The organism is Pseudomonas sp. JDS28PS106 (genome assembly GCF_036706555.1).
Lineage (GTDB): Bacteria > Pseudomonadota > Gammaproteobacteria > Pseudomonadales > Pseudomonadaceae > Aquipseudomonas.
Map to the genome: position 1 here is coordinate 363,349 of NZ_JBAJGT010000003.1, position 24,768 is coordinate 388,116.

Below are 24,768 nucleotides of genomic sequence, written 5' to 3' on the forward strand. Positions count from 1 at the left end.
GGCCAATGGCATTCTTCGAGCATGACGACTGTTCACTGCACTATGAAGAATATGGTCAAGGCGAGCCGGTGTTGCTGTTGCACGGGCTCGGTTCCAGTTGCCTGGACTGGGAGTTTCAGATTCCCGCGCTGGCTGCCCGTTACCGGGTGATCGCCATGGATATGCGCGGTCATGGCCGCTCGGACAAGCCCGACCAGCGCTACACCATTGCCGGATTCAGCGCCGACGTCGAAGCCCTCATCGAACATCTGCGCCTGGGACCAGTGCATGTGATCGGCTTGTCGATGGGCGGCATGATCGGCTTCCAGCTGGCGGTCGATCAGCCGGATCTGCTCAAAAGTCTGTGCATCGTCAACAGCGCTCCGCAGGTCAAGGTTCGCGGTTTCAGCGATCTGTGGCAGCTGACCCGGCGCTGGACCCTGGCGCGCTTCATCAGCATGCGGGCGATGGGCATCGCACTGGGCAAGATGCTGTTTCCCAAGCCGGAGCAGGCCGAACTGCGCCGCAGGGTGAGCGCGCGCTGGGCGCGCAACGACAAACGCGCCTATCTGGCCAGCATGGACGCGATCATCGGCTGGGGCGTGCTGCACAAGATCAGGCGCATCACCTGCCCGACCCTGGTGGTCGCCGCCGAACACGATTACACCCCGGTCGCGCTCAAACAGGCCTACGTGAAGCTGATGCGCGATGCCCGCCTTGTGGTGATCAAGGATTCCCGGCACGCCACGCCGCTGGACCAGCCGGAGGAATTCAATCGAATCGCGCTTGAATTCATCGGGTCAGCGACGGTCTAGACCAGCGTGCAGTCTGTTTTGGCACCCTTCGATCGCGCTGGCAAACAGACCCGAACGTGGGTACCTTGCCGACACAGTCGATCCACCACTGAAGGACCTGATGCATGTTGAAGAAAATTGCCCTCGCCGCCTGCTCCGTGATGTTCGCCGCCAATCTCATGGCCGCGCCGGACAAGGCTACCCATGTAATGCTCGACACCAGCTTCGGCCAGATCGAGATCGAACTGGCGGACGAGAAGGCTCCGGTCAGCACCCAGAATTTCCTGAGTTATGTAGACAGCGGCTTCTACAACAACACCATTTTCCACCGCGTCATCCCGGGCTTCATGGTCCAGGGCGGCGGCTTCACCCAGTACCTGGTGCAGAAACCGACCAAAGACCCGATCAAGAACGAAGCACAGAACGGCCTGCACAACGTGCGCGGCACCATTGCCATGGCCCGTACCTCTGCGGTGAACTCGGCGACCAGCCAGTTCTTCATCAACACCAACGACAACGCCATGCTCGACAACGGCGTGCGTGACTTCGGTTACGCGGTGTTCGGCAAAGTGGTCAAGGGCATGGACGTGGTCGACCAGATCGTCAACGCCCAGACCAGCAACCAGAAAGGCATGCAGAACGTGCCTGTCGACCCGATCCTGATCAAGTCGGCCAAGCGCATCGACTGATCCGGCCGCGCGAGCGCATGAGGCCGCGGGCTTCATGCCCTCGGTCCGGGAGAGTTTCATCCATCAAGGAGAGCCCGCTGCCGGTGGGCGTCACAGCCAATGCTTTATCGTCGTTTTGAACAGCTGATTGATACTTTCCGAGACGCTCCCACCGCCTCACCGCCCAACACCGTTTTCGCCTTCTATCTCTATTACCTGCGCCAGGTATGGCCAAGTTTCACCGCCCTGCTGGTGGTGGGCCTGATCGCCTCGCTGATCGAAGTCGCGCTGTTCAGTTACCTGAGCCGGATCATCGATCTGACCCAGACCACGCCGGCCAAGGATTTTTTCAGCGTGCATGCCGGCGAGCTGATCTGGATGGTGATCGTCACCGTGATCCTGCGACCGATCTTCGTCGGCCTGCACGACCTGCTGGTGCATCAGACCATCGCGCCCGGCATGACCAACCTGATTCGCTGGCAGAATCACAACTACGTGCTCAAGCAGAGCATCAACTTTTTCCAGAACGACTTCGCCGGGCGCATCGCCCAGCGCATCATGCAGACCGGCAACTCCCTGCGCGACTCTGCGGTGCAGGCGGTCGACGCCCTTTGGCATGTACTGATCTATTCGGTCAGCGCGCTGGTGCTGTTCGCCGAAGCAGACTGGCGGCTGATGATTCCGCTGGCGGTCTGGATCGTCGCCTACATCCTGTCCCTGGTGTACTTCGTGCCCAGGGTCAAGCAGCGCTCGGTGGTGTCGTCGGACGCCCGCTCCAAGCTGATGGGCCGTATCGTCGACGGCTACACCAACATCACCACTCTCAAGCTGTTCGCCCATAACGACTACGAAGAGCGCTACGCCCGCGAGGCCATGCACGACAGCACCGTCAAATCCCAGCTGGCCGGTCGGGTCGTGACCTCGATGGACACCGTGATCACCTCCATGAACGGCGTCCTGATCGTCACCACCACCGGGCTGGCGCTCTGGCTATGGACCCAGTCGCTGATCTCGCTGGGCGCCATTGCGCTGGCGACCGGCCTGGCGGTACGCATCGTCAACATGTCCGGCTGGATCATGTGGGTGGTCAACGGCATCTTCGAAAACATCGGCACCGTGCAGGACGGCCTGGAAAGCATCGCCCAGCCGGTGAGCATCACCGACAAGCCCGGCGCGCCGGCGCTCAGGATCGACAAGGGCGGCGTGCGCTTTGACCATGTGGATTTCGGTTACGGCAGTGGCAAAGGGATCATCCACGACTTGAATCTGGATATCCGGCCCGGAGAAAAAATCGGCCTGATCGGGCCATCGGGCGCGGGCAAGTCCACCCTGGTCAATCTCCTGCTGCGCATGTACGACGTGCAGGCCGGACGCATCGTGATCGACGGGCAGGACATTTCCCAAGTGACCCAGGAAAGCCTGCGGGCCCAGATCGGCATGATCACTCAGGACACTTCGCTGTTGCACCGTTCGATCCGCGACAACCTGCTATACGGCAATCCCGGCGCCACCGACGAACAACTCTGGGACGCCGTACACAAGGCACGCGCCGAGGAGTTCATCCCCTTGCTATCGGACTCCGAGGGCCGTACCGGCTTCGACGCCCATGTGGGCGAGCGTGGCGTCAAGCTCTCCGGCGGCCAGCGCCAGCGCATCGCGATCACCCGCGTACTGCTCAAGGACGCGCCCATTCTGATCATGGACGAAGCGACCTCGGCGCTGGACTCCGAAGTCGAAGCGGCGATTCAGGAGAGTCTGGAGACCCTGATGCAGGGCAAGACTGTGATTGCCATCGCCCACCGCCTGTCCACCATCGCCAAAATGGATCGACTGGTGGTGCTGGAAAAAGGCCGCATCGCGGAAATGGGCACCCATGCCGAACTGCTGGCGCATGGCGGTTTGTACGCCAGGTTGTGGCAGCATCAGACCGGCGGGTTTGTCGGGGTGGACTGATCACCGCCACAACTCATACTGTAGGAGCCAGCTTGCTGGCGATGAACGATAACGCGTTTTGCCTGACAGACCTCGTGATCGTTCATCGCCAGCAAGCTGGCTCCTACAGCCACTAAATTTGCCGATACGGTAACGCCAGCCGCGCTTCCTCGGCATACGCCAGCACCCCGACCCGCTCCTGATCGAGGAAATCGCTGACCGCATCCTTCAGCCCGGGATGGGTCAGGTAATGCCATGACCGGGTGATCTGCGGTTCAAAGCCGCGGATCAGTTTGTGTTCGCCCTGGGCGCCCGCGTCGAATCGCTGCAGCCCATGGGCGATGGCGTACTCCATACCCTGGTAGAAACAGGTCTCAAAGTGCAGTCGGTCGAACTCGGCCAGGCAGCCCCAATAGCGCCCATAGAAACTGCCGCCACCCACCAGACTGAATGCCATCGCCACCGGGCGCGTTCCCTGACGAGCCAGCACCACGCGAATCGATTCGGGCATCCGCTCGCCCAGCAGACTGAAGAATTCGCGGGTCAGGTAAGGCGCCTGCCCACGGATCTCGTAGGTGTTGGAATAGCAGGCGTAGACGAAGTCCCACACCACTTCGGTCATCTGCCCGCCTTCCAGCCATTCGAATTCGAAGCCTTGGCCGGCGACCTGCTCACGCTCCTTGCGCATCTGCTTGCGTTTGCGCGAACTCAGCGCGTCGAGAAAATCCTGAAAATCCCGATAGCCGCGATTGTGCCAGTGGAACTGGCAGCCGATGCGTTGCAACCAGCCCTGCTGCCCGGCCAGCAGCGCATCGGCGGCGGCATCGGTGAAGTTGACGTGGGCGCTCGACAGACCCTGGGCATGCAGATAACCCGGCAGCCCTTCCAGCAGCTGTACCGCGTGTTCAGGCGCTTGCGCCAGCACCCGCGCGCCGCTGACCGGGCTGAACGGCACCGCGACCAGCAGTTTGGGGTAGTAGGCGATTCCGGCCCGGCGGCAGGCATCGGCCCAGGCATGGTCGAACACGTATTCGCCATAGGAATGCCACTTGCGATAGGCCGGCAGCGCCGCGACCGCCTGCTCGCCGTCGAACAGCACGGCATGTTCCGCCCGCCATCCGGAGCGAGGTCCGAGGCTGCCGCTGTCTTCGAGCGAGGACAAAAACGCGTGGCGCAGAAAGGGCTGGGCGTCCGGTGCGAGGGCATCCCATCGAGCGGCCGCAATGTCGCTCAACTGATCGACGATCTGGACAGACATCGGTTTTTCCACTGTAGGAAAGGGTTGGCCGAGTATCACCCATCGCGCATGAGACTTCACTGCTTTATATGGCCGACCGCTCTAGTCCGAGGGTATTGAGCGGATACGCATTGTCATCGACATGACATTACTTTGCCACTTCGCTGTCATCAGCGGCCGCAATACTGGCGCCTGTTTTTGAACGGGGGGCCATTTGGCTCCTCGATGGGGTGTCCTGATGAGGGACAAATTTGCCGGGTGGCGACAGCCCACCCGCCATGTAATGGAGATTGATATGCGTCCTGTCTATACCCGTACTGCAGCCGCCCTGTGTGGTGGTCTGGCTCTGGCCATGAGTCTTCCGGCCAGCGCCGCAGTCGACGCAAAACTGTTGGAGATGCTCCGGGCCAACGGTTCCATCAACCAGGCTCAATACGCTGAGCTGCAGACCGAGCTGGCGAAAGATCAGCAGGCCGCCGCCGCAGCGCAGAGCGCCAAATCCCAGACCATGAGCGAGTTCGAGAAGAAGATCGCCTGGGCCGCCAAGACTCAGATCAAGGGTGACGTTCGCCTGCGTCAGGAAAATATCGACGTTCAGGGCGAGCCAGACAACGGCGGCGTGGACAAGAACCGTCAGCGTATTCGCGCGCGCCTGGGCGCCTACTCCGAGATCAACCCTCAGGTTGATGCAGGCATCCGTATCGCCAGCGGAAGCAGCGCCGATGCGCGCTCCACCAACCAGGACATGAACAACTACTTCAACAAGAAGTCGCTGTGGCTGGACCTGGCGTACATCGATTACCACCCGGACGCCATCGAAAACCTGCACATCATCGGCGGCAAGATGAACCAGCCGTGGGTGAACATGGGCGACGTGATCTGGGACGGCGACATCAACCCGGAAGGTCTGGCCCTGACCTACAAGCTGCCGCTGGGCGGCAAGACCGAACTGTTCGGCAGCGTCGGTCACTACACCCTGGAAGACAACGTCGACGGCGAAGGCGTGGAATTCAAGAACGACCTGCGCCTGTACTCCGGTCAACTGGGTGCCAAGTTCGCAGCCACTGACAACCTGAAGTTCACCCTGGGCGGTAGCGTCTACGGTTACGACAACGACACCGAAAGCGACGCACTGTCCGTGAACGGCAACACCACTACCGAATTCCGTCTGTATGAAGGCTTCGGTCAGATCGACATCGGCGGCCTGCCAATGCCGTTGTCGCTGTACGGCCAGTACGTGGTCAACGACGAGTCTACCGACGATCAGGACACCGCCTGGCTGGCAGGTCTGAAGACCGGTTTCTACGGCGTGAAGCTGGATTACAACTACCGCGACGTACAGCGTAATGCAGTGGTCGGTGCGTTCACCGACTCCGACTTCGCGCTGGGCACCACCGGTTCGCGCGGTCACAAGATCAAGCTCGGTTACGACATCGACAAGAACTTCTCCATTGGCGCGACCTACTTCATGGCCAACGCCGACTACGTGACCGATGCTCGTCGGGACGCAGACGCCGACGTCCTGCAACTGGACGCCGAAGTGAAGTTCTAAGCCTCACCGCTACACCGCTGCACACCCGGCCCGGTGCCGGCCTGTCGGATCCCCATCATCCGTTTCGACAGGCCTGCACCGGGTTTTTTCGTAATACCGACCGCGCATCGTTCATCGCCAGCGAGCTGGCTCCTACAAATTTCATCGGCGACACCGACCGCGTAGGAGCCAGCTTGCTGTCGATCTGCCTGGCCGTTAGCGCTTGCGCAGAATCACGCTGCCAATCGAATAACCCGCTCCGAACGAACTCAGCACGCCCAACGCGCCGCTGGGCAAATCGTCCTGGTAGCTGTGGAAGGCAATCACCGAGCCCGCCGAACTGGTGTTGGCGTAGGTATCTAGAATCACCGGGGCTTCTTCGACCGAGGCTTCGCGGCCCAGCAGTTTCTTGACGATCAGGTGGTTCATGCTCAGGTTCGCCTGATGCAGCCAGAAGCGCTGCACGTCGCTCACATTCAGTCCGGTCTCCGCCAGATGGGCGGCAATCAGCTCCGCGACCATCGGGCAGACTTCGCGGAACACCTTGCGGCCTTCCTGGACGAACAGCTTGTCGGGCGCGTCCTGACCATCATCCGAAGTACGGTTGAGGAAGCCGAAATTGTTGCGGATGTTGTTGGAGAACTGGGTGAGCGTCTTGGTGCCCAGTATCTCGAATTGGTGCCCGGACGTCGCCAGATCGGCGCGCTCGACGACCACCGCGGTCGCGCCGTCGCCGAAGATGAAATGGCTGTCGCGGTCGCGGAAGTTGAGGTGAGCCGTGCAGATCTCCGGGCTGATGACCAGCATGGCGCGGGCCTGGCCGAGCTGCACGCTGTTGCAGGCCATCTGGATGCCGAAGGTCGCCGACGAGCACGCCACGTTCATATCGAAGCCATAACCCTGGATGCCAAGAGCATCCTGGATTTCGATGGAGATGGCGGGATAGGCACGCTGCAGGTTGGAACAGGCGACGATCACGCCGTCGATGTCGGCGGCAGTACGGCCTGCGCGCTCCAGTGCCTGGCGCGCCGCCGCGACCCCCATCTCGCACAGGATCGACCACTGATCATTGGTTCTTTCCGGCAGATTGGGCTTCATGCGCTGCGGATCGAGAATCCCCGCCTTGTCCATCACGAAGCGGCTCTTGATCCCGGAAGCTTTCTCGATGAACGCGGCGCTGGATTCGGCCAGCGCCTCGACCTCGCCACGTTCGATGGCGTCGGCGTTGTCGCTGTTGAATCGGGTCACCCAAGTGTTGAAGGACTGCACCAGTTCTTCGTTGGAGATGCTTTCGGCCGGGGTAAACAGGCCTGTGCCGCTGATGACGACGTTGTGCACGGTCGTTCCTCTCTTATTGATCGTTGCAGGTTCGGACCTGCCCTGAAACGGTACATGGCGATCACAACGCTCTGGGACCAAGGTACCAATCTACACGTAAAAACAGCCTGGCTATGCGGGGCCAGGCCTGCGACGTCTGAATGCGAGCGCGGAGTGTGCCACAGGCCCCGGTTTTCATGCTATGCAGTGCATTCGCGCCCGGCTGTCAGTTACCGAAAAGCTTAGTCATCAGCCTTCGACCAGGCCCCACTGCTTGCTCAGCCGCTTGTCGGACACCGGCATGCGCGTGCCCAGCTGTTGTGCGAACAGCGATACGCGATACTCCTCCAGCCACCAGCGATAATTCGCCAGCTCGGCATCGCGCTTGCCTTCCTGAGCGTGCTTGTCGGCTCGAGCCTGATACTGTGCCCACAACTCGCCCAGTTCGATGCTCCACACGCGATCTCTCTGGACCTGGCCGGGTAACTTCTCGAGGCGCATTTCAATGGCCTTGAGGTAGCGTGGCATTTCCTTGAGCCACTGCGCCGGCGTTTCACGAACAAAACCCGGATAAACCAGCTTGCTCAACTGCGCCTTGATATCGTTCAAGGCCACCGCCTGCGCCAGATCGATCTTGCCCTTGAAGCGCTTCTGCAAGCCATGCCAGAGCTTGAGGATCTCCAGTGTCAGGCGTGCCAGGCGTTCGGCGTGCTCGGTCCAGCCGCCGCGCTTGCGCTCGGCGAGCGACAGCAGACCCGCGCCGTCACGCGGCAATGAGTCCTCCCCTTCCAGCACGCAACTGTCCAGGCTGGCCAGGAGAATGTCTTCGATCAGCGCATCGATGCGCCCCAGCTCGCGATACAGCAAGGCCAACTCGGTCTGTCCCGGCAGTTTGCCGCGCAGATACTTGGCCGGTTCGGCCAGCTGTTGCAGCAGCAGGCGCTGCAAGGCTCGACGGTGCTGGTAAGCGGCTTCGGCCTCGGTGGAGAAACGCCCTTCCTTGACCACCCCGCCCTCTTCCACCAGCGCGGGGTATACGGTCATGGACAGCCCGGCGATCTTTTGCTGGGTCTTCTGCGCCACCGGGGCGAACACCTTGGCCTCCACCGGCTGCTGGGCTTTCGCGCTTTGCGGCACGGCGAGCGCGGCCTGACTGGCTTGCGCGAACCGCGCGGTCAGCTCATCCAGGTCGCGGCCTTCGCCAAGGAACTTGCCATCGGCGTCGACCACTTCCAGGTTCATGCGCAAATGGCCTTCCAGCTGGCGAGCGGCATCGGCCCAGGCCTCATCGCTCACCCGCGCGCCGGTCATGCGCAGCAGCTCACGGCCCAGCGCCTGTGACAGGGAGCCGTCGCCGAAGGTCATGCGCTGCAAAGCCGCACGGACAAAATCGGGCACCGGCACGAAGTTCTTGCGCACCGCCTTGGGCAGGTTGCGAACCAGTCCGATGCACTTGGCTTCCAGCAATCCCGGCACCAGCCATTCGAGCCGTTCGGCGGGCAACGACGGCAGAAGCGGCGCGGGCACTCGCAAGGTCACGCCGTCCCGAGGGTGACCCGGCTCGAAGTGGTAGGTCAGCGCCAGACTGAGTTCACCCAGGCGCAGCGTATCCGGATACTGCGCGGCCGTGACCTCCTTGGCCTCGCGGGCCAGCACGTCCTCTTCGCGCATGATCAGCAGTTGCGGGTTCTTCTGGCTTTCGGTCTTGTACCAGCTGTCGAACGTCGCGGTCTGGTGGATGTTGGACGGCACGCCGGCTTCGTAGAAGCTGTAGAGCGTGTCTTCATCGGCCAGAATGTCGCGTCGACGCGCCTTGGCTTCCAGTTCGTCTAGTTGCTCCAGCAGTCGGGTATTGGCGCTCAGGCATCTGGCCCTGGACTGAATATCCCCGCGCACCAGACCTTCCCGAATGAAAAGTTCGCGAGACGCCACCGGATCGACCGGCCCGAAGTGCACCGGACGACGGCCGACCACGATCAGTCCGAACAGGGTGATCTGCTCGAAAGCCACGACCTGTCCGCGCTTTTTCTCCCAGTGCGGCTCGAAGTGATTCTTTTTGATCAAATGCCCGGCCAGCGGCTCGATCCAGTCGGCGTCGATCCGCGCCACCATGCGCGCGTACAACTTGGTGGTTTCCACCAGCTCGGCGGCCATCAGCCATTGCGGACGTTTCTTGCCCAGTCCGGAAGACGGGTGTATCCAGAAGCGCCGCTGACGCGCGCCGAGGTAGTCGCCTTCTTCGGTCTTCTGGCCGATCTGGCTGAGCAGGCCGGACAGGATCGCCTTGTGGAACTTTGGATAATCGGCCGGTTCCTTGTTGACGGTCAGTTGCAGATCGCGACAGATCAGACTCAGCTGGCGATGGGCGTCGCGCCATTCGCGCAACCGCAAGTAGTTGAGGAAGTTGCGGCGACACCAGTTACGCAGCGGACTGGAGGTCAGCGCCTGGCGTTGTTCTTCGAATCCTCGCCACAGGTTCACCAATCCGGCGAAGTCTGAATCCGCGTCTTTCCACTGCGCATGGGCCTGATCGGCAGCCTGCTGGCGCTCCGGTGGACGCTCGCGCACGTCCTGCACCGACATGGCGCTGGCGACGATCAGCACTTCCTGAAGGCTGCCCTGTTTCGCGGCTTCCAGCAGCATGCGCCCCATGCGCGGGTCCACCGGCAGGCGCGCCAGCTGGCGGCCCAACGGGGTGAGCTGGTTTTCCCGATTGACCGCCGACAGCTCCTGCAACAGGTTGAAGCCGTCGCTGATGGCCTTGCCGTCCGGCGGCTCGATGAACGGGAACGCGGTGATTTCGCCCAGACGCAAGTGCAGCATCTGCAGGATGACCGCCGCCAGGTTGGTGCGCAGGATTTCCGGATCGGTGAACTCCGGCCGGCTCAGAAAATCTTCTTCGCTATACAGACGCACGCACAAACCCGGCTCGACCCGCCCGCAGCGACCCTTGCGCTGATTGGCGCTGGCCTGGGAAATTGCCTCGATCGGCAGGCGCTGGACCTTGGCTCGATAACTGTAGCGACTGATGCGCGCGGTGCCGGTATCGATCACATAACGAATGCCCGGCACAGTGAGCGACGTTTCCGCCACGTTGGTCGCCAGCACCACGCGTCGCCCTGGATGGGACTGGAATATCCGCTGTTGTTCGGCGGGCGTGAGCCGCGCATACAGCGGCAGGATTTCGGTGTGTTTAAGCTGGGCCTTGCGCAGCACCTCGGCCGCGTCGCGAATTTCCCGCTCGCCGGGCAGGAACACCAGCACGTCGCCCGGCGTCTTGCGCTCGCTGCGTTCGAGCGCGCCCAGTTCATCCAGCGTGGCGAGAATCGCCTGATCTACCGTCAGGTCTTCTTCGACGCTGTTGCCCTCCTCGTCCTGCTCACTGGTGAGCGGCCGGTACCAGGTGTCCACCGGGAAGGTGCGGCCCGATACTTCGATGATCGGCGCGTCGTTGAAGTGCTTCGAGAAGCGCTCGAGATCGATAGTCGCCGAGGTGATGATCACCTTGAGGTCCGGTCGGCGCGGCAACAGGGTCTTGAGAAAACCCAGCAGGAAATCGATGTTGAGGCTGCGTTCGTGGGCTTCGTCGACGATGATGGTGTCGTAGCGTTCGAGAAAGCGGTCGTGCTGGGTTTCGGCGAGCAGGATGCCGTCGGTCATCAGTTTGATCAGTGTGTTGCTGTCACTCTGGTCTTCGAAGCGCACCTGGTAGCCGACCAGGCCACCCAATGGCGTGCCCAGTTCTTCGGCGACGCGACTGGCCACGCTGCGCGCAGCGATCCTGCGTGGCTGGGTATGGCCGATCAGACCATGCTGGCCGCGGCCGATTTCCAGACAGATCTTGGGCAGCTGCGTGGTCTTGCCGGAACCGGTCTCGCCCGCGATGACCAGCACCTGATGCTTGAGCAGCGCTTGCTTGATTTCGTCCCGCTTGGCGGCGATGGGCAGATTGTCGTCGTAGCGCACCACCGGCAGGCTCTCACGCCGGGCCTGGACCTGCGCGCAGGACGCCTGGACCCGCGCCACCCATTGCGCCAGCTTCGCCTCGTCGGGTTTCTTGCGCAGTTCATGCAACTGGCGACGCAGGCGGTGCCGGTCGCCGATCATGGCGTGGTCGAGGTTTTTCAGAAGCTGGTCGATGGAAGGCGATTCGTCGGTCATCAGGCGCGTAAAGTCTTTTTAAATGGCAAGCGCCGATTGTCGCAGATTGCGGCAAGCGCGGCCACGCGACACCTGTAGGAGCGGCTTCAGCCGCGAAAGGCCGGGACAGCCGACACACTGCCTGCGTCTGGTAGATTTCTCGCGGCTGAAGCCGCTCCTACGGGACGGGGGCTGTTGTGTGTCAGGCCTGTTTCTTCAGTTCCTGATCGCGCAGTTCACGGCGCAGGATCTTGCCGACGTTGGTGGTAGGCAGCGAGTCGCGGAATTCGACACTGCGCGGCACTTTGTAACCGGTCAGGTTGGCGCGCATGTGCTGCATGACCTGATCCTTGTTCAATGTAACGCCCGGCTTGGGCACCACGAAGATCTTGATCGCTTCCCCGGATTTTTCATCCGGCACGCCGATGGCCGCGCATTGCAGCACGCCAGGCAGCGTAGCCAGTACGTCCTCCAGCTCATTGGGATACACGTTGAAGCCCGAGATCAGGATCATGTCCTTCTTGCGGTCGACGATCCGGATATAGCCATCAGGCTGGATGATCGCGATATCGCCGGTCTTGAGCCAGCCGTCGCCATCGAGGATTTCGTTGGTCGCATCCTGGCGCTGCCAGTAGCCTTTCATGACTTGCGGGCCTTTCACGCACAGCTCGCCCACTTCGCCGAACGGCAGCTCTTCGCCCGCGTCGTTGATGACTTTGCACAGCGTCGACGGCACCGGAATGCCGATGGTGCCCATCTGCGCGTGCTGGGCCGGATTGACCGTCGCGACCGGACTGGTTTCGGTCATGCCGTAGCCTTCGCAGATCTGGCAGCCGGTCACTTGCTTCCAGCGTTCGGCGGCGGATTGCTGCAACGCCATGCCTCCGGACAAGGTCAACTTGAGCGCCGAGAAGTCCAGCTTGCGAAAGGTCTCGTTGTTGCACAGCGCCACGAACAGGGTATTGAGGCCGACGAAGCCGCTGAACTTCCACCTGGAGAGTTCCTTGACCATGGCCGGCAGGTCGCGGGGGTTGCTGATCAGGACGTTGTGGTTGCCGATCAGCATCATCGCCATGCAGTGAAAGGTGAAGGCGTAGATGTGGTACAGCGGCAATGGCGTGATCAGGATCTCGCAGCCCTCGCCGAGATTGGAACCCATCAACTCCCTGCACTGCAGCATGTTGGCGATCAGGTTGCGATGCGTGAGCATGGCACCTTTGGCAACGCCGGTGGTGCCGCCGGTGTACTGCAGCACGGCGACGTCGTCGCTCGCCGGGGAAACCTCGGCAACCGGCAGGCCGCGGCCCTTGGCAAGAATGTCGTTGAAGCGGATTGCTTTAGGCAGATGGTAGGCCGGGACCATCTTCTTCACGTATTTGATGACGCTGTTGACCAGCAGGCGTTTGATCGGGGGCAGCAGGTCAGCCACTTCGGTGACGATCACATGCCTGACCTGGGTCTTGGGTACGACCTTCTCGGCCAGGTGAGCCATGTTCGCCAGACAGACCAGCGCCTTGGCCCCGGAGTCCTTGAACTGGTGCTCCATTTCCCGCGCCGTGTACAGCGGGTTGGTGTTGACCACGATCAGCCCGGCGCGAATGGCGCCGAACACCGCGACCGGGTACTGCAACACGTTGGGCAGCTGGACCGCGATGCGGTCGCCAGGCTGCAGGTCGGTATGCTGCTGGAGCCAGGCGGCGAACGCGCCGGACAGCTCGTACAGCTCGCCATAGGTCAGGGTCTTGCCCAGATTGCTGAAAGCGGGTTTGTTCGCGAAACGCTGGCAGGACTGCTTCAATACCGCCTGGACGTTGGGGTACTCGTCAGGATCGATATCGGCCGCGATACCGGACGGGTATTTATCCTTCCAGAAGTTTTCGATCATGCAAGCCGGCTCCGTAGCGACAGCGAATTCTTCACACCGCTGTAGGCGATGAATTTCTTGTGTTTTTGGAATGCAATAGACGCTTCTGTCGTTGATGACAGGTCGAAAAGCGGGCCGAGATTAGCAGCTTTGCCAGAGACCGACTAGGGGCAAGCCAGGTCCGCACGGTCACTTTCGTGACTCAGGATCAACTCCTGGTCACGAACAGTACGACGGCCTTATTTGTCACGAATCCGCCCGATACGGCGACGCCAGACGCCTCAGGCGTGATCCCGCAGCTCGCGACGAAGTATCTTGCCGACTGGAGTCATCGGCAGCGACTCGCGCAATACGATGTGCTTGGGGACCTTGTAGCCGGTAAAGTTCTCTTTGCAGAACGCCTTGAGTTCTTCCACCGTCACGCCGGCTTCCCGCGGAACCACGAACAGCTTGACCGCCTCGCCGGAGCGCTCGTCCGGCACGCCAATGCACGCGCAGCTGGCGACTTTCGGATGCCCCATGACCACGTCTTCGATTTCGTTGGGGTACACGTTGAAGCCCGACACGATGATCATGTCCTTCTTGCGGTCGACGATGCGCACGAACCCGTCGGGATCGATCACCGCGATGTCGCCGGTCTTGAACCAGCCTTCGGCATCCAGCACCTCGGCGGTCGCTTCCGGACGGTTCCAGTAGCCCTTCATGACCTGCGGGCCTTTCACGCACAACTCGCCTCGCTCACCAGCGGCAAGCTCGACGCCATTATCATCGATGACCTTCATACCGGTGCCCGGCACGGGAAGCCCTACCGACCCGATCCGGGCCTGCTCCCCATAAGGGTTGGCACTTGCCACCGGGGAGGTTTCGGTCAGGCCGTAACCCTCTACGATCCGGCAGCCGGTGAGCTGTTCCCAGCGCTCGGCAGTCGCCTTGACCAGCGCGGTGCCGCCCGAATTGGTCGACTTGAGGCTTGAGAAGTCCAGTGTCCTGAACTGCGGATGGTTCATCAGTGCCACGAACAGCGTGTTGAGGCCGATCATCGCGGTGAACCGCCACTTGCCCAGTTCCTTGATGAAGCCGCCGATGTCTCGCGGGTTGGTGATCAGCACGTTATGGTTGCCGCTGATCATCATGCACATGCAGTTCGCCGTGAAGGCATAGATATGATAGAGCGGCAGCGGCGCGACCATCACTTCCTTGCCCTCCTCGAACCAGGTGCCGCCGTCGGGCCGCTGTTGCAACATGCATCCGTACACCTGCTGCATGTTGGCGACCAGATTGCCGTGGGTCAGCATCGCGCCCTTCGCGAGACCCGTGGTGCCGCCGGTGTATTGCAAAACGGCAATATCGTCCAGCGTACGCGGAATCGCCCGGGGCGTGTGCGACGCGCCGAGTTTTAGCACGCTCTTGAATCCGACCGCCTGGGGCAGATGGTAATCGGGAACCATCTTCTTGACCTTGGCGACCACAGTGTTGATGAGCCAGCCCTTGAGGGCCGGCTGCATGTCACCCATGCGCACTTCGATCAGGTATTGCAGGTCCGTGTCGGGCAACACTTCCTGTACATGTTTGCCGAACATGTTCAGGTAGACCAGCGCGCGGGCGCCCGAGTCCTTGAACTGGTGGCGCATTTCGCGAGCGGTGTACAGGGGGTTGGTGTTGACCACGATCAGGCCGGCACGCATCGCGCCGAACACCACGATGGGGTATTGCAGGAGATTGGGCATCTGCACCGCGATGCGGTCGCCCGGCACCAGCTCGGTGTGCTGTTGCAGGTAGGCGGCGAACGCCGCTGAATGACGCTCCAGCTCGGCGTAGCTCAGGGTGACGCCCATGTTGCTGTAGGCCGGCCGGTCGGCGAACTTCTTGCAGCAACGTTCGAACACCTCGACCACGGAAGCGTAGGCCTGGAGGTCCACATCCCCGGAAACGCCCGCCGGACGTTTGTCGTTCCAGAAATCGGATTGCATTGTCGTTGTCCTCTTCCCTGATGTGCCTGACCGTTTCGTATTGGAATCTGCCGACGTTAGCAGTTAAAACGGACAAGGCAAACTCCCCGCGAGCGCGCATCATCGACGTGAATCTCGCGGCTGGGCGACTCGTCATCGGCCATCGGCTATACACTGCATCGACCCTTGGTTTCACCGTTGCGGCGCGGGCCCGTGGTTGCGGGCGAGAACGGCAAATGTGATGCGGCAAGCCGCAGCAAGCGTCTGATGGTTCTTGCCCGACACCGGGCGTTACAACTTCAGGCCAGCCCGACCCGGACAGTACGTCCCGACGGCGATCGGCCTTTCCTCCACCTCTTTCAGGACAGCGACATGACCCAGATTACCAATACGCCTTACGAAGCCCTTGAAGTCGGCCAGACAGCCAGCTACAGCAAGACGGTTCACGAGCGCGATATCCAGTTGTTTGCCGCCATGTCCGGAGATCACAACCCCGTTCACCTCGACGAAGCCTACGCGTCGCGTACCATGTTCAAGGAGCGCATCGCCCACGGCATGTTCAGCGGCGCACTGATCAGCGCCGCGGTGGCCTGCGAGCTGCCTGGGCCGGGCACCATTTATATCGGCCAGCAGATGAGCTTCCAGAAGCCGGTGAAACTGGGCGACACCCTGACCGTACGCCTGGAAATCCTGGAAAAGCTGCCGAAGTTTCGCGTGCGTATCGCCACCCGCGTGTTCAACCAGAACGACGAGCTGGTGGTTGACGGCGAAGCCGAGATCCTCGCCCCTCGCAAGCAGCAGACCGTGGAACTGACCGAGCTGCCGGAAATTAGCTTCGGTTAAGCCCCACCGCCGTCTGTAGGAGCGAGCTTGCTCGCGATCTGCCGCACAGCGGCAGCAAAACCGGACCACGCGGGGCGTCAGACACACCGCGTTATCGTTCATCGCCAGCAAGCTGGCTCCTACAGGTTCGCGTCGATACTGGGATTTTCAGGCAAAAAAACGGGCAACCTAAGTTGCCCTAAATGCCTTGCGTGCTCTTGTTGTGGAAGGCTTGAGCCTTACTTGCGTTTGTGCGAGTCCTTCCAGATGAATAGTCCGAACACCGCTCGTTCGATGAAGCAAGACTAACGGGATTGGCGGCGGGGAGAATTGATCTGGGTCAGCTCATTCCGAACATGACGAAGCCGTCCGGACGTCCGCGATCCAGATCAATGAATGCGAGGAGGAGAAATCAGCGCTTTTTCGGTTTGCCCTTGGGCTTTTTCTTGCGGGCCAGCGGCATCGCCTGCTCGAAAGCGTTGCGCACTTCGTTGAGGCGTTTGTCGTTGAGGTCGTGAATGCGCCGGGCGCGCTCGGCGCCGAAGTCGATCAATTTTCCATCTTCACTCATGACTGCCGCTCTCGACGCTGGGGAATCTGCGCCAATAATGCGCAAAGCCGCAGGGAATGACCAGCGCGAGTGAATGCGCGGGTCTGGCTTCAGACCTCGATATCAACCCACATGCCCTGGCGCGGCTCGTCGTCGATCAGCGCAGCCACCGGAACCGTGTTGTCGGCGTTCAGGTACTGGCCTTGCAGTTCGACGGTGTCTTCAGCGTTTTCCTGATGTGCATGCTGTTGCTGCTGACGCTGCTGTTCTTCTCGCAGCATCAGCGCGCCGCGTTCTGCGTCTTCGTGACGAAGATCGATGTTGCTGTCGCTGGAACCGGGCTGGACCGGTGCGACCGGCGGAATGTCCGGCACGCGCTTGGCGGGGTCCATCTGCGACGTGACCGGCACCACGCTCAAGGGAAGCATTGGCTGCAGCATGATTGAGGTCTCCTGTTATCGGGCTTTCGGCAGCCGTTTCGTCGACTTGAAGCCTTTTGTGCGAAACTCTTCGACTATGTTTGAGGCATTTGGTGCCCAAAGCAGCAGTATGCCCCGAATGCAGGGCTTGCGACGGTGTTTTTCGATTCCGCCTTTGGTCTTCGGAGCGCGTTCCGTTAACATAGTCGGCTTTTTCAAAGCGGGGAGACAGGCAGCATGGCGCAGCAGTATCAACCGGGGCAACGCTGGATCAGTGACAGCGAAGCCGAGTTGGGTTTGGGCACCGTTCTGGCGCAAGACGGCCGCTTGTTGACCGTCCTCTATCCTGCCACCGGCGAAACGCGTCAATACGCCTTGCGCAATGCTCCACTGACCCGCGTGCGCTTCTCGCCAGGCGACATGATCACCCACTTCGAAAACTGGAAGATGACGGTTCGCGAAGTCGAGGACGTCGACGGACTGCTGGTCTACCACGGTTTCAACGCCCAGAACGAACTGGTCACCCTGCCGGAAACCCAGCTGTCGAACTTCATCCAGTTCCGTCTCGCCACTGACCGGCTGTTCGCCGGCCAGATCGACCCGCTGGCCTGGTTCTCGCTGCGCTACAACACCCTGGAACACACCAGCCGCCAGCTGCAATCCTCGCTGTGGGGCCTGGGCGGCGTGCGCGCGCAACCCATCGCGCACCAGCTGCACATCGCTCGCGAAGTCGCTGACCGCATCGCCCCCCGGGTCCTGCTGGCCGATGAAGTAGGCCTGGGCAAGACCATCGAAGCCGGTCTGGTGATCCACCGTCAGCTGTTGTCCGGGCGCGCCAGCCGCATCCTGATCCTGGTTCCGGAAAACCTGCAGCACCAATGGCTGGTGGAAATGCGCCGCCGCTTCAACCTGCAGGTCGCGCTGTTCGATGCCGAACGCTTCATGGAAAGCGATGCCAGCAACCCCTTCGAGGACACCCAGCTCGCGCTGGTCGCGCTCGAATGGCTGGTCGACGATGAAAAAGCCCAGGACGCGCTGTTCGCCGCCGGCTGGGACCTGATGGTCGTCGACGAGGCTCACCATCTGGTCTGGCACGAAGACCGGGTCAGCCCCGAGTACGCGCTGGTCGAGCAACTGGCCGAGGTGATTCCCGGCGTGCTGCTGCTGACCGCAACGCCGGAACAGCTGGGCCAGGACAGTCACTTCGCGCGTCTGCGCCTGCTGGACCCCAACCGTTTCCATGACCTGAAAGCATTCCGCGCGGAAAGCGAAAACTACCGCCCTGTCGCCGAAGCCGTTCAGGAGCTGTTGGACAAGGGCGTGCTTTCAGACGCCGCGAACAAGACCATTCAGGGCCTGCTCGGCGCCGAGGGTGAAACCCTGGTGTCGGCGGTCAACGCGGGCGATGAAGAAGCCAAGGCGCGCCTGGTCCGCGAGCTGCTGGATCGCCACGGCACCGGTCGCGTGCTGTTCCGCAACACGCGTGCCGCGGTTCAGGGTTTCCCCGAGCGTCAACTGCATCAATACCCACTGCCCTGCCCCGATGAATACATGGAGCTGCCGGTGGGCGAGCATGCCGACCTGTACCCGGAAGTCAGCTTCCAGGCCCAGGGCGAGCCTGATGAGCAGGAGCGCTGGTGGCGTTTCGATCCGCGTATCGACTGGCTGATCGACACCCTCAAGATGCTCAAGCGCGTCAAGGTGCTGGTCATCTGCGCCCATGCTGAAACCGCGATGGACCTGGAAGACGCGCTGCGGGTGCGCTCCGGGATTCCGGCCACGGTCTTTCATGAAGGCATGAACATTCTGGAGCGCGACCGTGCCGCAGCCTACTTCGCCGACGAAGAGTTCGGCGCCCAGGTGCTGATCTGCTCGGAAATCGGCAGCGAGGGCCGCAACTTCCAGTTCGCTCACCATCTGGTGCTGTTCGACCTGCCATCGCATCCGGACCTGCTGGAACAGCGTATCGGCCGTCTGGACCGTATCGGTCAGAAGCACACCATCGAGCTGCACGTACCATTCCTGGAAACCAGCCCGCAGGCCCGGTTGTTCCAGTGGTACCACGAGGCGCTCAACGCTTTCCTCAACACCTGCCCGACCGGCAACGCGCTGCAGCACCAGTACGGCCCGCGCCTGTTGCCGCTGCTGGAAGGCGGCGATGACGATGAGTGGCAGCAGTTGATCGACGAGGCCCGCTCCGAGCGCGAGCGCCTGGAACAGGAACTGCACACCGGTCGCGACCGCCTGCTTGAGCTCAATTCCGGTGGCGCCGGTGAAGGCGAAGCGCTGGTGGAGGCCATTCTTGAACAGGACGACCAGTTCTCGCTGCCGATCTACATGGAAACCCTGTTCGACGCGTTCGGCATCGACAGCGAGGACCATTCGGAAAACGCGCTGATCCTCAAGCCAAGCGAGAAAATGCTCGATGCCAGTTTCCCCCTGGGCGACGACGAAGGCGTGACCATCACCTACGACCGCAACCAGGCGCTGTCTCGCGAGGACATGCAGTTCATCACCTGGGAACACCCGATGGTTCAGGGCGGCATGGACCTGGTGCTGTCCGGCTCGATGGGCAACACCTCGGTGGCGCTGATCAAGAACAAGGCACTCAAGCCTGGCACGGTGCTGCTGGAGCTGATCTACGTCAGCGAAGTGGTGGCGCCGCGCTCCCTGCAGCTGGGTCGCTATCTGCCGCCGGCCGCCCTGCGTTGCCTGCTGGATGCCAACGGCAACGATCTGTCGAGCCGCGTCTCGTTCAATACCCTCAACGACCAGCTGGAAAGCGTACCGCGGGCCAGCGCCAACAAGTTCATCCAGGCCCAGCGCGATGTGCTGACGCCGAAGATCAACGCCGGCGAACAGAAGGTCGAGCCTAAACACGTCGAGCGCGTGGCCGAAGCCCAGCGTCGGCTGTCCGCCGACACCGAGGAAGAACTGGCGCGCCTGACTGCTTTGCAGGCGGTCAACCCGACCGTGCGCGACAGCGAGCTCGAAGCGCTGCGCAACCTGCGCGAGCAGGGCCTGGCAATGCTCGACAAGGCCGCGCTGCGCCTGGAAGCGATTCGGGTGCTCGTCGCGGGCTGACCTGCAAACCCATCGCCAGCAAGCTGGCTCCTACACGAGGTGACCTGTAGGAGCTAGCTTGCTAGCGATCTGCCGCACAGCGGCAGCCTCCCCCTGCTACTCGTCGCCTGCCCCGAGCGCATGAAGGCATTTTGCTTCTATACTCGGTTCAAGCGCCGGCGATCTCGTCCCGGCGTCCCTGGCGGTGAACATATGGGGGCTCGCTAATGGAATGGCTGAGTGTGAACCTGTTCGTCGATTTTCCGGCGAACGGGCAAGTGCTGATCAACTGCAACCACAGCCTTTTTCTCGTGGCGCTGGCGTTTGGCGTCGCCTGCGCGGCGAGTTTCGCCACGCTGGACATCGCCGAGCGCGCCATGCAAGCCGAAGCGGTGCGCAGTCGAAGGGTCTGGAAAGCTTTATGTGCGCTCTGCCTTGCGGGTGGAATCTGGGCCATGCACTTCATCAGCATGCTGGCCTTTCAGACGCCCCTGACCATCGAGTATGACCTGACGATCACCCTCGCCTCGCTGCTGATCGTGCTGCTGGCGTGCTGGCTGGGCGTCGGCGCATTGACCGCCGCGACGCTCACCCTCCCGCGCGCCCTGCTCACATCACTGGGCATGGGGCTGGGGATCAGCGTCATGCATTACGTGGGCATGTCGGCCATGCGTTCCCAGGCCGTGCAGTATTACGATCCCAGACTGGTCGGCCTGTCGGTGCTCGTTGCGATCCTGTCCAGCCTCACCTTGCTCATTCTGTCTCGTCATATACGCCGCACCGGCGGCATGTTCGACGAGATGTATCGTTACGGCGCGAGCCTGCTGGTGGGCACCGGCCTGCTCACCTTGCACTTGACTGGCATGCGGGCGCTGCATCTGGTCCTGCCTGAAGGCACAGAGTTGCAAGCCGCCCAGGCCGGAAACAGTCTCCAATTGGCACTCACCATTGCCGCGATCACGCTGCTGATCATGGCCGGCAGCGTGAGCGCCGCCATGGCCGACAAAAAGCTGCAAAGCAAGGACCGCGATCTCAGGCGCGTCAACCGCCTGCTGACCCAGCTCGATCAGGCGCGGGCGTCTCTCCAGCAAGTCGCTCATTACGACCCGCTCACCAACCTGATCAACCGGCGCGGCTTCGATCAGCTGTTCGCCGAAAAGCTGCTGGAGCACAGCACCGGCGACGGCCTGCTGGCCGTGATGTTTCTCGACATCGATCATTTCAAACGCATCAACGACAGCCTAGGCCACGACGCTGGTGACGAACTGCTCAGGATCATCGCCGAACGCCTGCGCAGCGCTACTCGCGCCCAGGACGTGGTGGCCCGCTTCGGCGGCGACGAGTTCTGCATTCTCATCAGCATTCCGACTCAGGAGGAAGCGCGACGGCTGGCCAACCGGGTCATGCGCAAAATGAAGGAACCGGTCACCCTGGCGACACGGCGCATGGTGATGACCACCAGCATCGGCATTGCGATTTACCCGCGCGACGGCGCCAGCGCCGAGGAGTTGCTCAAGAACGCCGATCTGGCGCTTTATCAATCCAAGGGCAGCGGGCGCAATCGCGTGAGTTTCTTCAGCGCCGCGCTCAAGACCCGCGCGAACCTGGAGCTGCATCTGGAAGAAGAACTTCGCACCGCACTACGCGAACGCACCGGGCTGGAGGTTCATTATCAGCCCGTCGTGGACCTGCGGACCGGGCATGTCGCCAGGCTTGAAGCACTGATTCGCTGGCAACATCCCGAGCAGGGCCTGCTGGTGCCCGAGCGCTTCCTGGGTATCGCCGAAGGCAACGGGCTGATCGCCGAGCTGGACAACTTCGTGCTGCACAGTGCCTGCCGCGATCTGGGAACCCTGCGGGAGAACGGTCTGGCCAGGCTGGTCATCTCTGTCAATTGCTCCGCGCTCAATCTGGCCCGTGACGAGCTTGCCGACGAGTTCGCACAGGCCATGCAACAGCACGGCGTCGACCCCGGCCGGCTTGAGCTGGAGATCACGGAAAATGCCTTGATGGGCAACATTGGCAAGAGCGTGCAGGTGCTCAAGCAGATCCGGCAGCTGGGCGTGTCGCTTTCCATCGACGATTTCGGCACCGGCTATTCATCGCTGGCCTACCTGAGGCGCTTGCCGCTGGACACCATCAAGCTCGATCGATCGTTCATCGCCGACGTGCCCAGGGCGCCCCATGACGTCGAGCTGGTTCACGCGCTGATAGTCATGGCGCACACCCTCCGTCTGCGGGTGGTCTGCGAAGGTGTCGAAACCCCCGAGCAACTGGAAATGATCAGCCAGCTCGGCACCGACTATGCGCAAGGCTATCTGCTGGGACGGCCCCAGCCCTTGACCAGCCTGTTGCCGATGATCGAACAGAGGAACAGTCGGCCTGCGGAAAGTCCCTGGCCGGCGTCGCTGCTGCTGGAGCCCGCTTCCATGCCTGTCATGGAACTGGCGATGGACGCGTACGCGCTCGACGAGCCATTCGGCCCCCGGAGCACGCGCAGCCGCAGGTCGGATTGAGAGTGCCCTGCTGAGCGGCACGGCGAGGGAATGTAGCTTTTCGCTACCGCCTCGCCGCCGAGGTTACCGTCCCACCCATTTTGGCGCTCTCGATAGCACCATAAAGGTGCGCAGTGATTCAGGATGCCCTGTCCTGGACCAGAACCCAAGGTGCCACTACGACCGCCCAGAGGGTCGGATCACGCTCAACCAGCTCCATTGCCTTGGCTTCAGACACCTTCCCGAGCTGTCCGGAGCTCAACCACGCCGAAACCCGTGGAGCCGCGTTTTCCGCGACCGCTTCGGCCACTTCGATCAGATCCAGGGATTCGTCGACCCACAACAGGGCACCCCTGGCAAAGAATGGTTGCAATTCTTTCCAGGTAATCGAAGCGGTTTCGCCAAGCAGTTTGGCATAGAGGGTGCTAGGTTCTTGCGTCATGGGGTTTCACCAGAAAGAAAATCGGCGCAATGATAGCGCCGCCTCTTGCCTGGACAAACCCGCAAACAGACGATCGATAGCCCAAAGGCAGCGGCCCGACCGTTCGGGCATGGTGCATTGCGGCTGTTTTACTTGATCAGGTGACAGGCAGCGGCTCGCTTTCGAGCATCCGGCTTTCCAAGTCAGCGACCGGCATTCTAGACTGTGCCAGTACAGCTGGCCGAGCGGGGAAGCGACCGGTGCCCAATCCGGTCCTGAAGCCTAGGCCATCGGGATTATAAAAACGACAAAGCAAGAGTGGAGCATCATGACTAAGGGTACCAACACGCTTTCCAAGCTGTTTGCCGCGCTGGTGATGGCAGGGGTCGCCAGCCATTCGTTCGCAGCCGATACCATCAAGATCGGTATCGCCGGTCCCAAGACCGGTCCGGTTGCCGAATACGGCACCATGCAGTTCAACGGAGCCAAGATGGCGATCGAGCAGATCAACGCCAAGGGTGGCGTCGATGGCAAGAAGCTCGAAGCCGTCGAGTACGACGACGTCTGCGAACCCAAGCAGGCCGTTGCCGTGGCAAACAAGGTGGTCAACGACGGCGTGAAATACGTCATCGGCCACCTGTGCTCCAGCTCCGCTCAACCGGCTTCCGACGTCTATGAAGACGAAGGCATCATCATGGTGACTCCGGCTGCCACCAGCCCGGACATCACCAATCGCGGCTACAAGCTGGTGTTCCGCACCATCGGTCTGGACAGCGCCCAGGGTCCGGCCGCCGGCAACTATATCGCCGACGTCGCCAAGCCCAAGACCGTTGCCGTCATTCACGACAAGCAACAGTACGGCGAAGGCATCGCTTCCGCGGTCAAGAGCACGCTGGAAGGCAAAGGCATCAAGGTTGCCCTGTTCGAAGGTATCAACCCGGGCGACAAGGACTTCTCCTCGCTGATCGCCAAGCTCAAGCAGGCCAATGTCGACTTCGTCTACTACGGCGGCTACCACCCGGAGCTGGGCCAGATCCTGCGCCAGTCCAAGGAAAAAGGTCTGAAAGCCCGCTTCATGGGTCCTGAGGGCGTCGGCAACGACTCCATCTCGCAGATCGCTGGCGATGCATCCGAAGGCCTGCTGGTCACCCTGCCGAAATCCTTCGACCAGGACCCTGCCAACCAGGCGCTGACCAAGGCGTTCAAAGACAAGAATCAGGACCCTAGCGGCCCGTTCGTCTATCCGTCGTACTCCGCTGTGCAGGTGATCGCCGATGGCATCGCCGCCGCCAAGTCCGAAGACACCGACAAGGTGGCAGCTGCCATCCACGCCGGCACCTTCAAGACCCCTATGGGCGAGCTGAGCTATGACGACAAGGGCGACCTGAAGAACTTCCAGTTCGTGGTCTACGAATGGCACTTCGGCAAGCCCAAGACCGAAGCCGCCAAGTAAGCTGCTTGCGTTGACTATCGAAGCCCACTGCACTCGCAGTGGGCTTTGTTTTACGAATCAAGGTTTCGCTTGCCGTGATCCGGATAGCGAGGCCCCCTGAAAATCTTAAAACCGTTACCAGCGGTTCGCTGGCG

The 24,768-nt window shown here is 61.6% G+C and carries 16 protein-coding genes; 8 read left to right on the plus strand and 8 right to left on the minus strand.

Features of this window, described 5'->3' with window-relative positions; translation table 11 throughout:
* Nucleotides 1–5 precede the first annotated feature (5 nt).
* From TRP66_RS07005 to TRP66_RS07015, 3 genes are all read left to right on the plus strand, one after another.
* Nucleotides 6–794: an alpha/beta fold hydrolase gene (locus TRP66_RS07005; protein WP_333400643.1), complete on the plus strand. Its 789-nt coding sequence runs from the start codon at nucleotides 6–8 to the stop codon at nucleotides 792–794.
* Between the two features lie 104 nt (nucleotides 795–898).
* Nucleotides 899–1,462 (plus strand): peptidylprolyl isomerase, encoded by a 564-nt coding sequence (locus TRP66_RS07010; RefSeq protein ID WP_333400644.1) that lies wholly within the window; start codon nucleotides 899–901, stop codon nucleotides 1,460–1,462.
* Nucleotides 1,463–1,561: 99 nt separating this feature from the next.
* Entirely contained in the window at nucleotides 1,562–3,394 is a 1,833-nt protein-coding gene (locus TRP66_RS07015; RefSeq protein ID WP_333400645.1) for an ABC transporter ATP-binding protein, read from the plus strand.
* A 112-nt stretch (nucleotides 3,395–3,506) separates the two neighbouring features.
* Here TRP66_RS07015 and TRP66_RS07020 read toward each other — a convergent pair whose 3' ends face one another.
* A complete protein-coding gene (locus tag TRP66_RS07020; protein ID WP_333400646.1) occupies nucleotides 3,507–4,631 on the minus strand; it encodes a GNAT family N-acetyltransferase in 1,125 nt (374 codons plus the stop codon).
* 274 nt (nucleotides 4,632–4,905) lie between these two features.
* Between TRP66_RS07020 and TRP66_RS07025 the strand changes: the two genes are divergently transcribed.
* Nucleotides 4,906–6,162 carry a putative porin gene (locus TRP66_RS07025; protein WP_333400647.1) on the plus strand — a complete coding sequence of 419 codons (1,257 nt, stop codon included), beginning with the start codon at nucleotides 4,906–4,908 and terminating at the stop codon, nucleotides 6,160–6,162.
* A gap of 195 nt (nucleotides 6,163–6,357) precedes the next feature.
* Here TRP66_RS07025 and TRP66_RS07030 read toward each other — a convergent pair whose 3' ends face one another.
* From TRP66_RS07030 to fadD2, 4 genes are all read right to left on the minus strand, one after another.
* On the minus strand, nucleotides 6,358–7,479 hold the full coding sequence (locus TRP66_RS07030) for a beta-ketoacyl-ACP synthase III (RefSeq protein WP_333400648.1): 1,122 nt from the start codon (nucleotides 7,477–7,479) through the stop codon (nucleotides 6,358–6,360).
* A gap of 228 nt (nucleotides 7,480–7,707) precedes the next feature.
* Entirely contained in the window at nucleotides 7,708–11,619 is a 3,912-nt protein-coding gene (hrpA, locus tag TRP66_RS07035) for an ATP-dependent RNA helicase HrpA (protein ID WP_333400649.1), read from the minus strand.
* 181 nt (nucleotides 11,620–11,800) lie between these two features.
* Nucleotides 11,801–13,483: a long-chain-fatty-acid--CoA ligase FadD1 gene (fadD1, locus tag TRP66_RS07040; RefSeq protein ID WP_333400650.1), complete on the minus strand. Its 1,683-nt coding sequence runs from the start codon at nucleotides 13,481–13,483 to the stop codon at nucleotides 11,801–11,803.
* 260 nt (nucleotides 13,484–13,743) lie between these two features.
* A complete protein-coding gene (gene fadD2 / locus TRP66_RS07045; RefSeq protein WP_333400652.1) occupies nucleotides 13,744–15,432 on the minus strand; it encodes a long-chain-fatty-acid--CoA ligase FadD2 in 1,689 nt (562 codons plus the stop codon).
* Between the two features lie 351 nt (nucleotides 15,433–15,783).
* Here fadD2 and TRP66_RS07050 point away from each other — a divergent pair, with 351 nt between their 5' ends.
* Nucleotides 15,784–16,254: a MaoC family dehydratase gene (locus TRP66_RS07050; protein WP_333400653.1), complete on the plus strand. Its 471-nt coding sequence runs from the start codon at nucleotides 15,784–15,786 to the stop codon at nucleotides 16,252–16,254.
* A gap of 391 nt (nucleotides 16,255–16,645) precedes the next feature.
* On the opposite strand, the gene TRP66_RS07055 is transcribed toward TRP66_RS07050, so the two are convergent.
* The gene (locus TRP66_RS07055; RefSeq protein ID WP_333400655.1) at nucleotides 16,646–16,804 is read right to left on the minus strand and encodes a hypothetical protein; all 159 of its coding nucleotides are present in this window, start codon (nucleotides 16,802–16,804) and stop codon (nucleotides 16,646–16,648) included.
* Nucleotides 16,805–16,893: 89 nt separating this feature from the next.
* Nucleotides 16,894–17,223 carry an aspartate-semialdehyde dehydrogenase gene (locus TRP66_RS07060; RefSeq protein WP_333400657.1) on the minus strand — a complete coding sequence of 110 codons (330 nt, stop codon included), beginning with the start codon at nucleotides 17,221–17,223 and terminating at the stop codon, nucleotides 16,894–16,896.
* Nucleotides 17,224–17,439: 216 nt separating this feature from the next.
* Between TRP66_RS07060 and rapA the strand changes: the two genes are divergently transcribed.
* Both rapA and TRP66_RS07070 read left to right on the plus strand, forming a co-directional pair.
* Nucleotides 17,440–20,286 (plus strand): RNA polymerase-associated protein RapA, encoded by a 2,847-nt coding sequence (gene rapA, locus TRP66_RS07065; RefSeq protein WP_333400658.1) that lies wholly within the window; start codon nucleotides 17,440–17,442, stop codon nucleotides 20,284–20,286.
* A gap of 206 nt (nucleotides 20,287–20,492) precedes the next feature.
* Entirely contained in the window at nucleotides 20,493–22,781 is a 2,289-nt protein-coding gene (locus tag TRP66_RS07070; RefSeq protein ID WP_333400659.1) for a putative bifunctional diguanylate cyclase/phosphodiesterase, read from the plus strand.
* A 118-nt stretch (nucleotides 22,782–22,899) separates the two neighbouring features.
* On the opposite strand, the gene TRP66_RS07075 is transcribed toward TRP66_RS07070, so the two are convergent.
* A complete protein-coding gene (locus tag TRP66_RS07075; protein WP_333400661.1) occupies nucleotides 22,900–23,202 on the minus strand; it encodes a DUF2288 domain-containing protein in 303 nt (100 codons plus the stop codon).
* A 307-nt stretch (nucleotides 23,203–23,509) separates the two neighbouring features.
* Here TRP66_RS07075 and TRP66_RS07080 point away from each other — a divergent pair, with 307 nt between their 5' ends.
* Nucleotides 23,510–24,634 carry a branched-chain amino acid ABC transporter substrate-binding protein gene (locus tag TRP66_RS07080; protein ID WP_333400662.1) on the plus strand — a complete coding sequence of 375 codons (1,125 nt, stop codon included), beginning with the start codon at nucleotides 23,510–23,512 and terminating at the stop codon, nucleotides 24,632–24,634.
* Nucleotides 24,635–24,768: the final 134 nt, after the last annotated feature.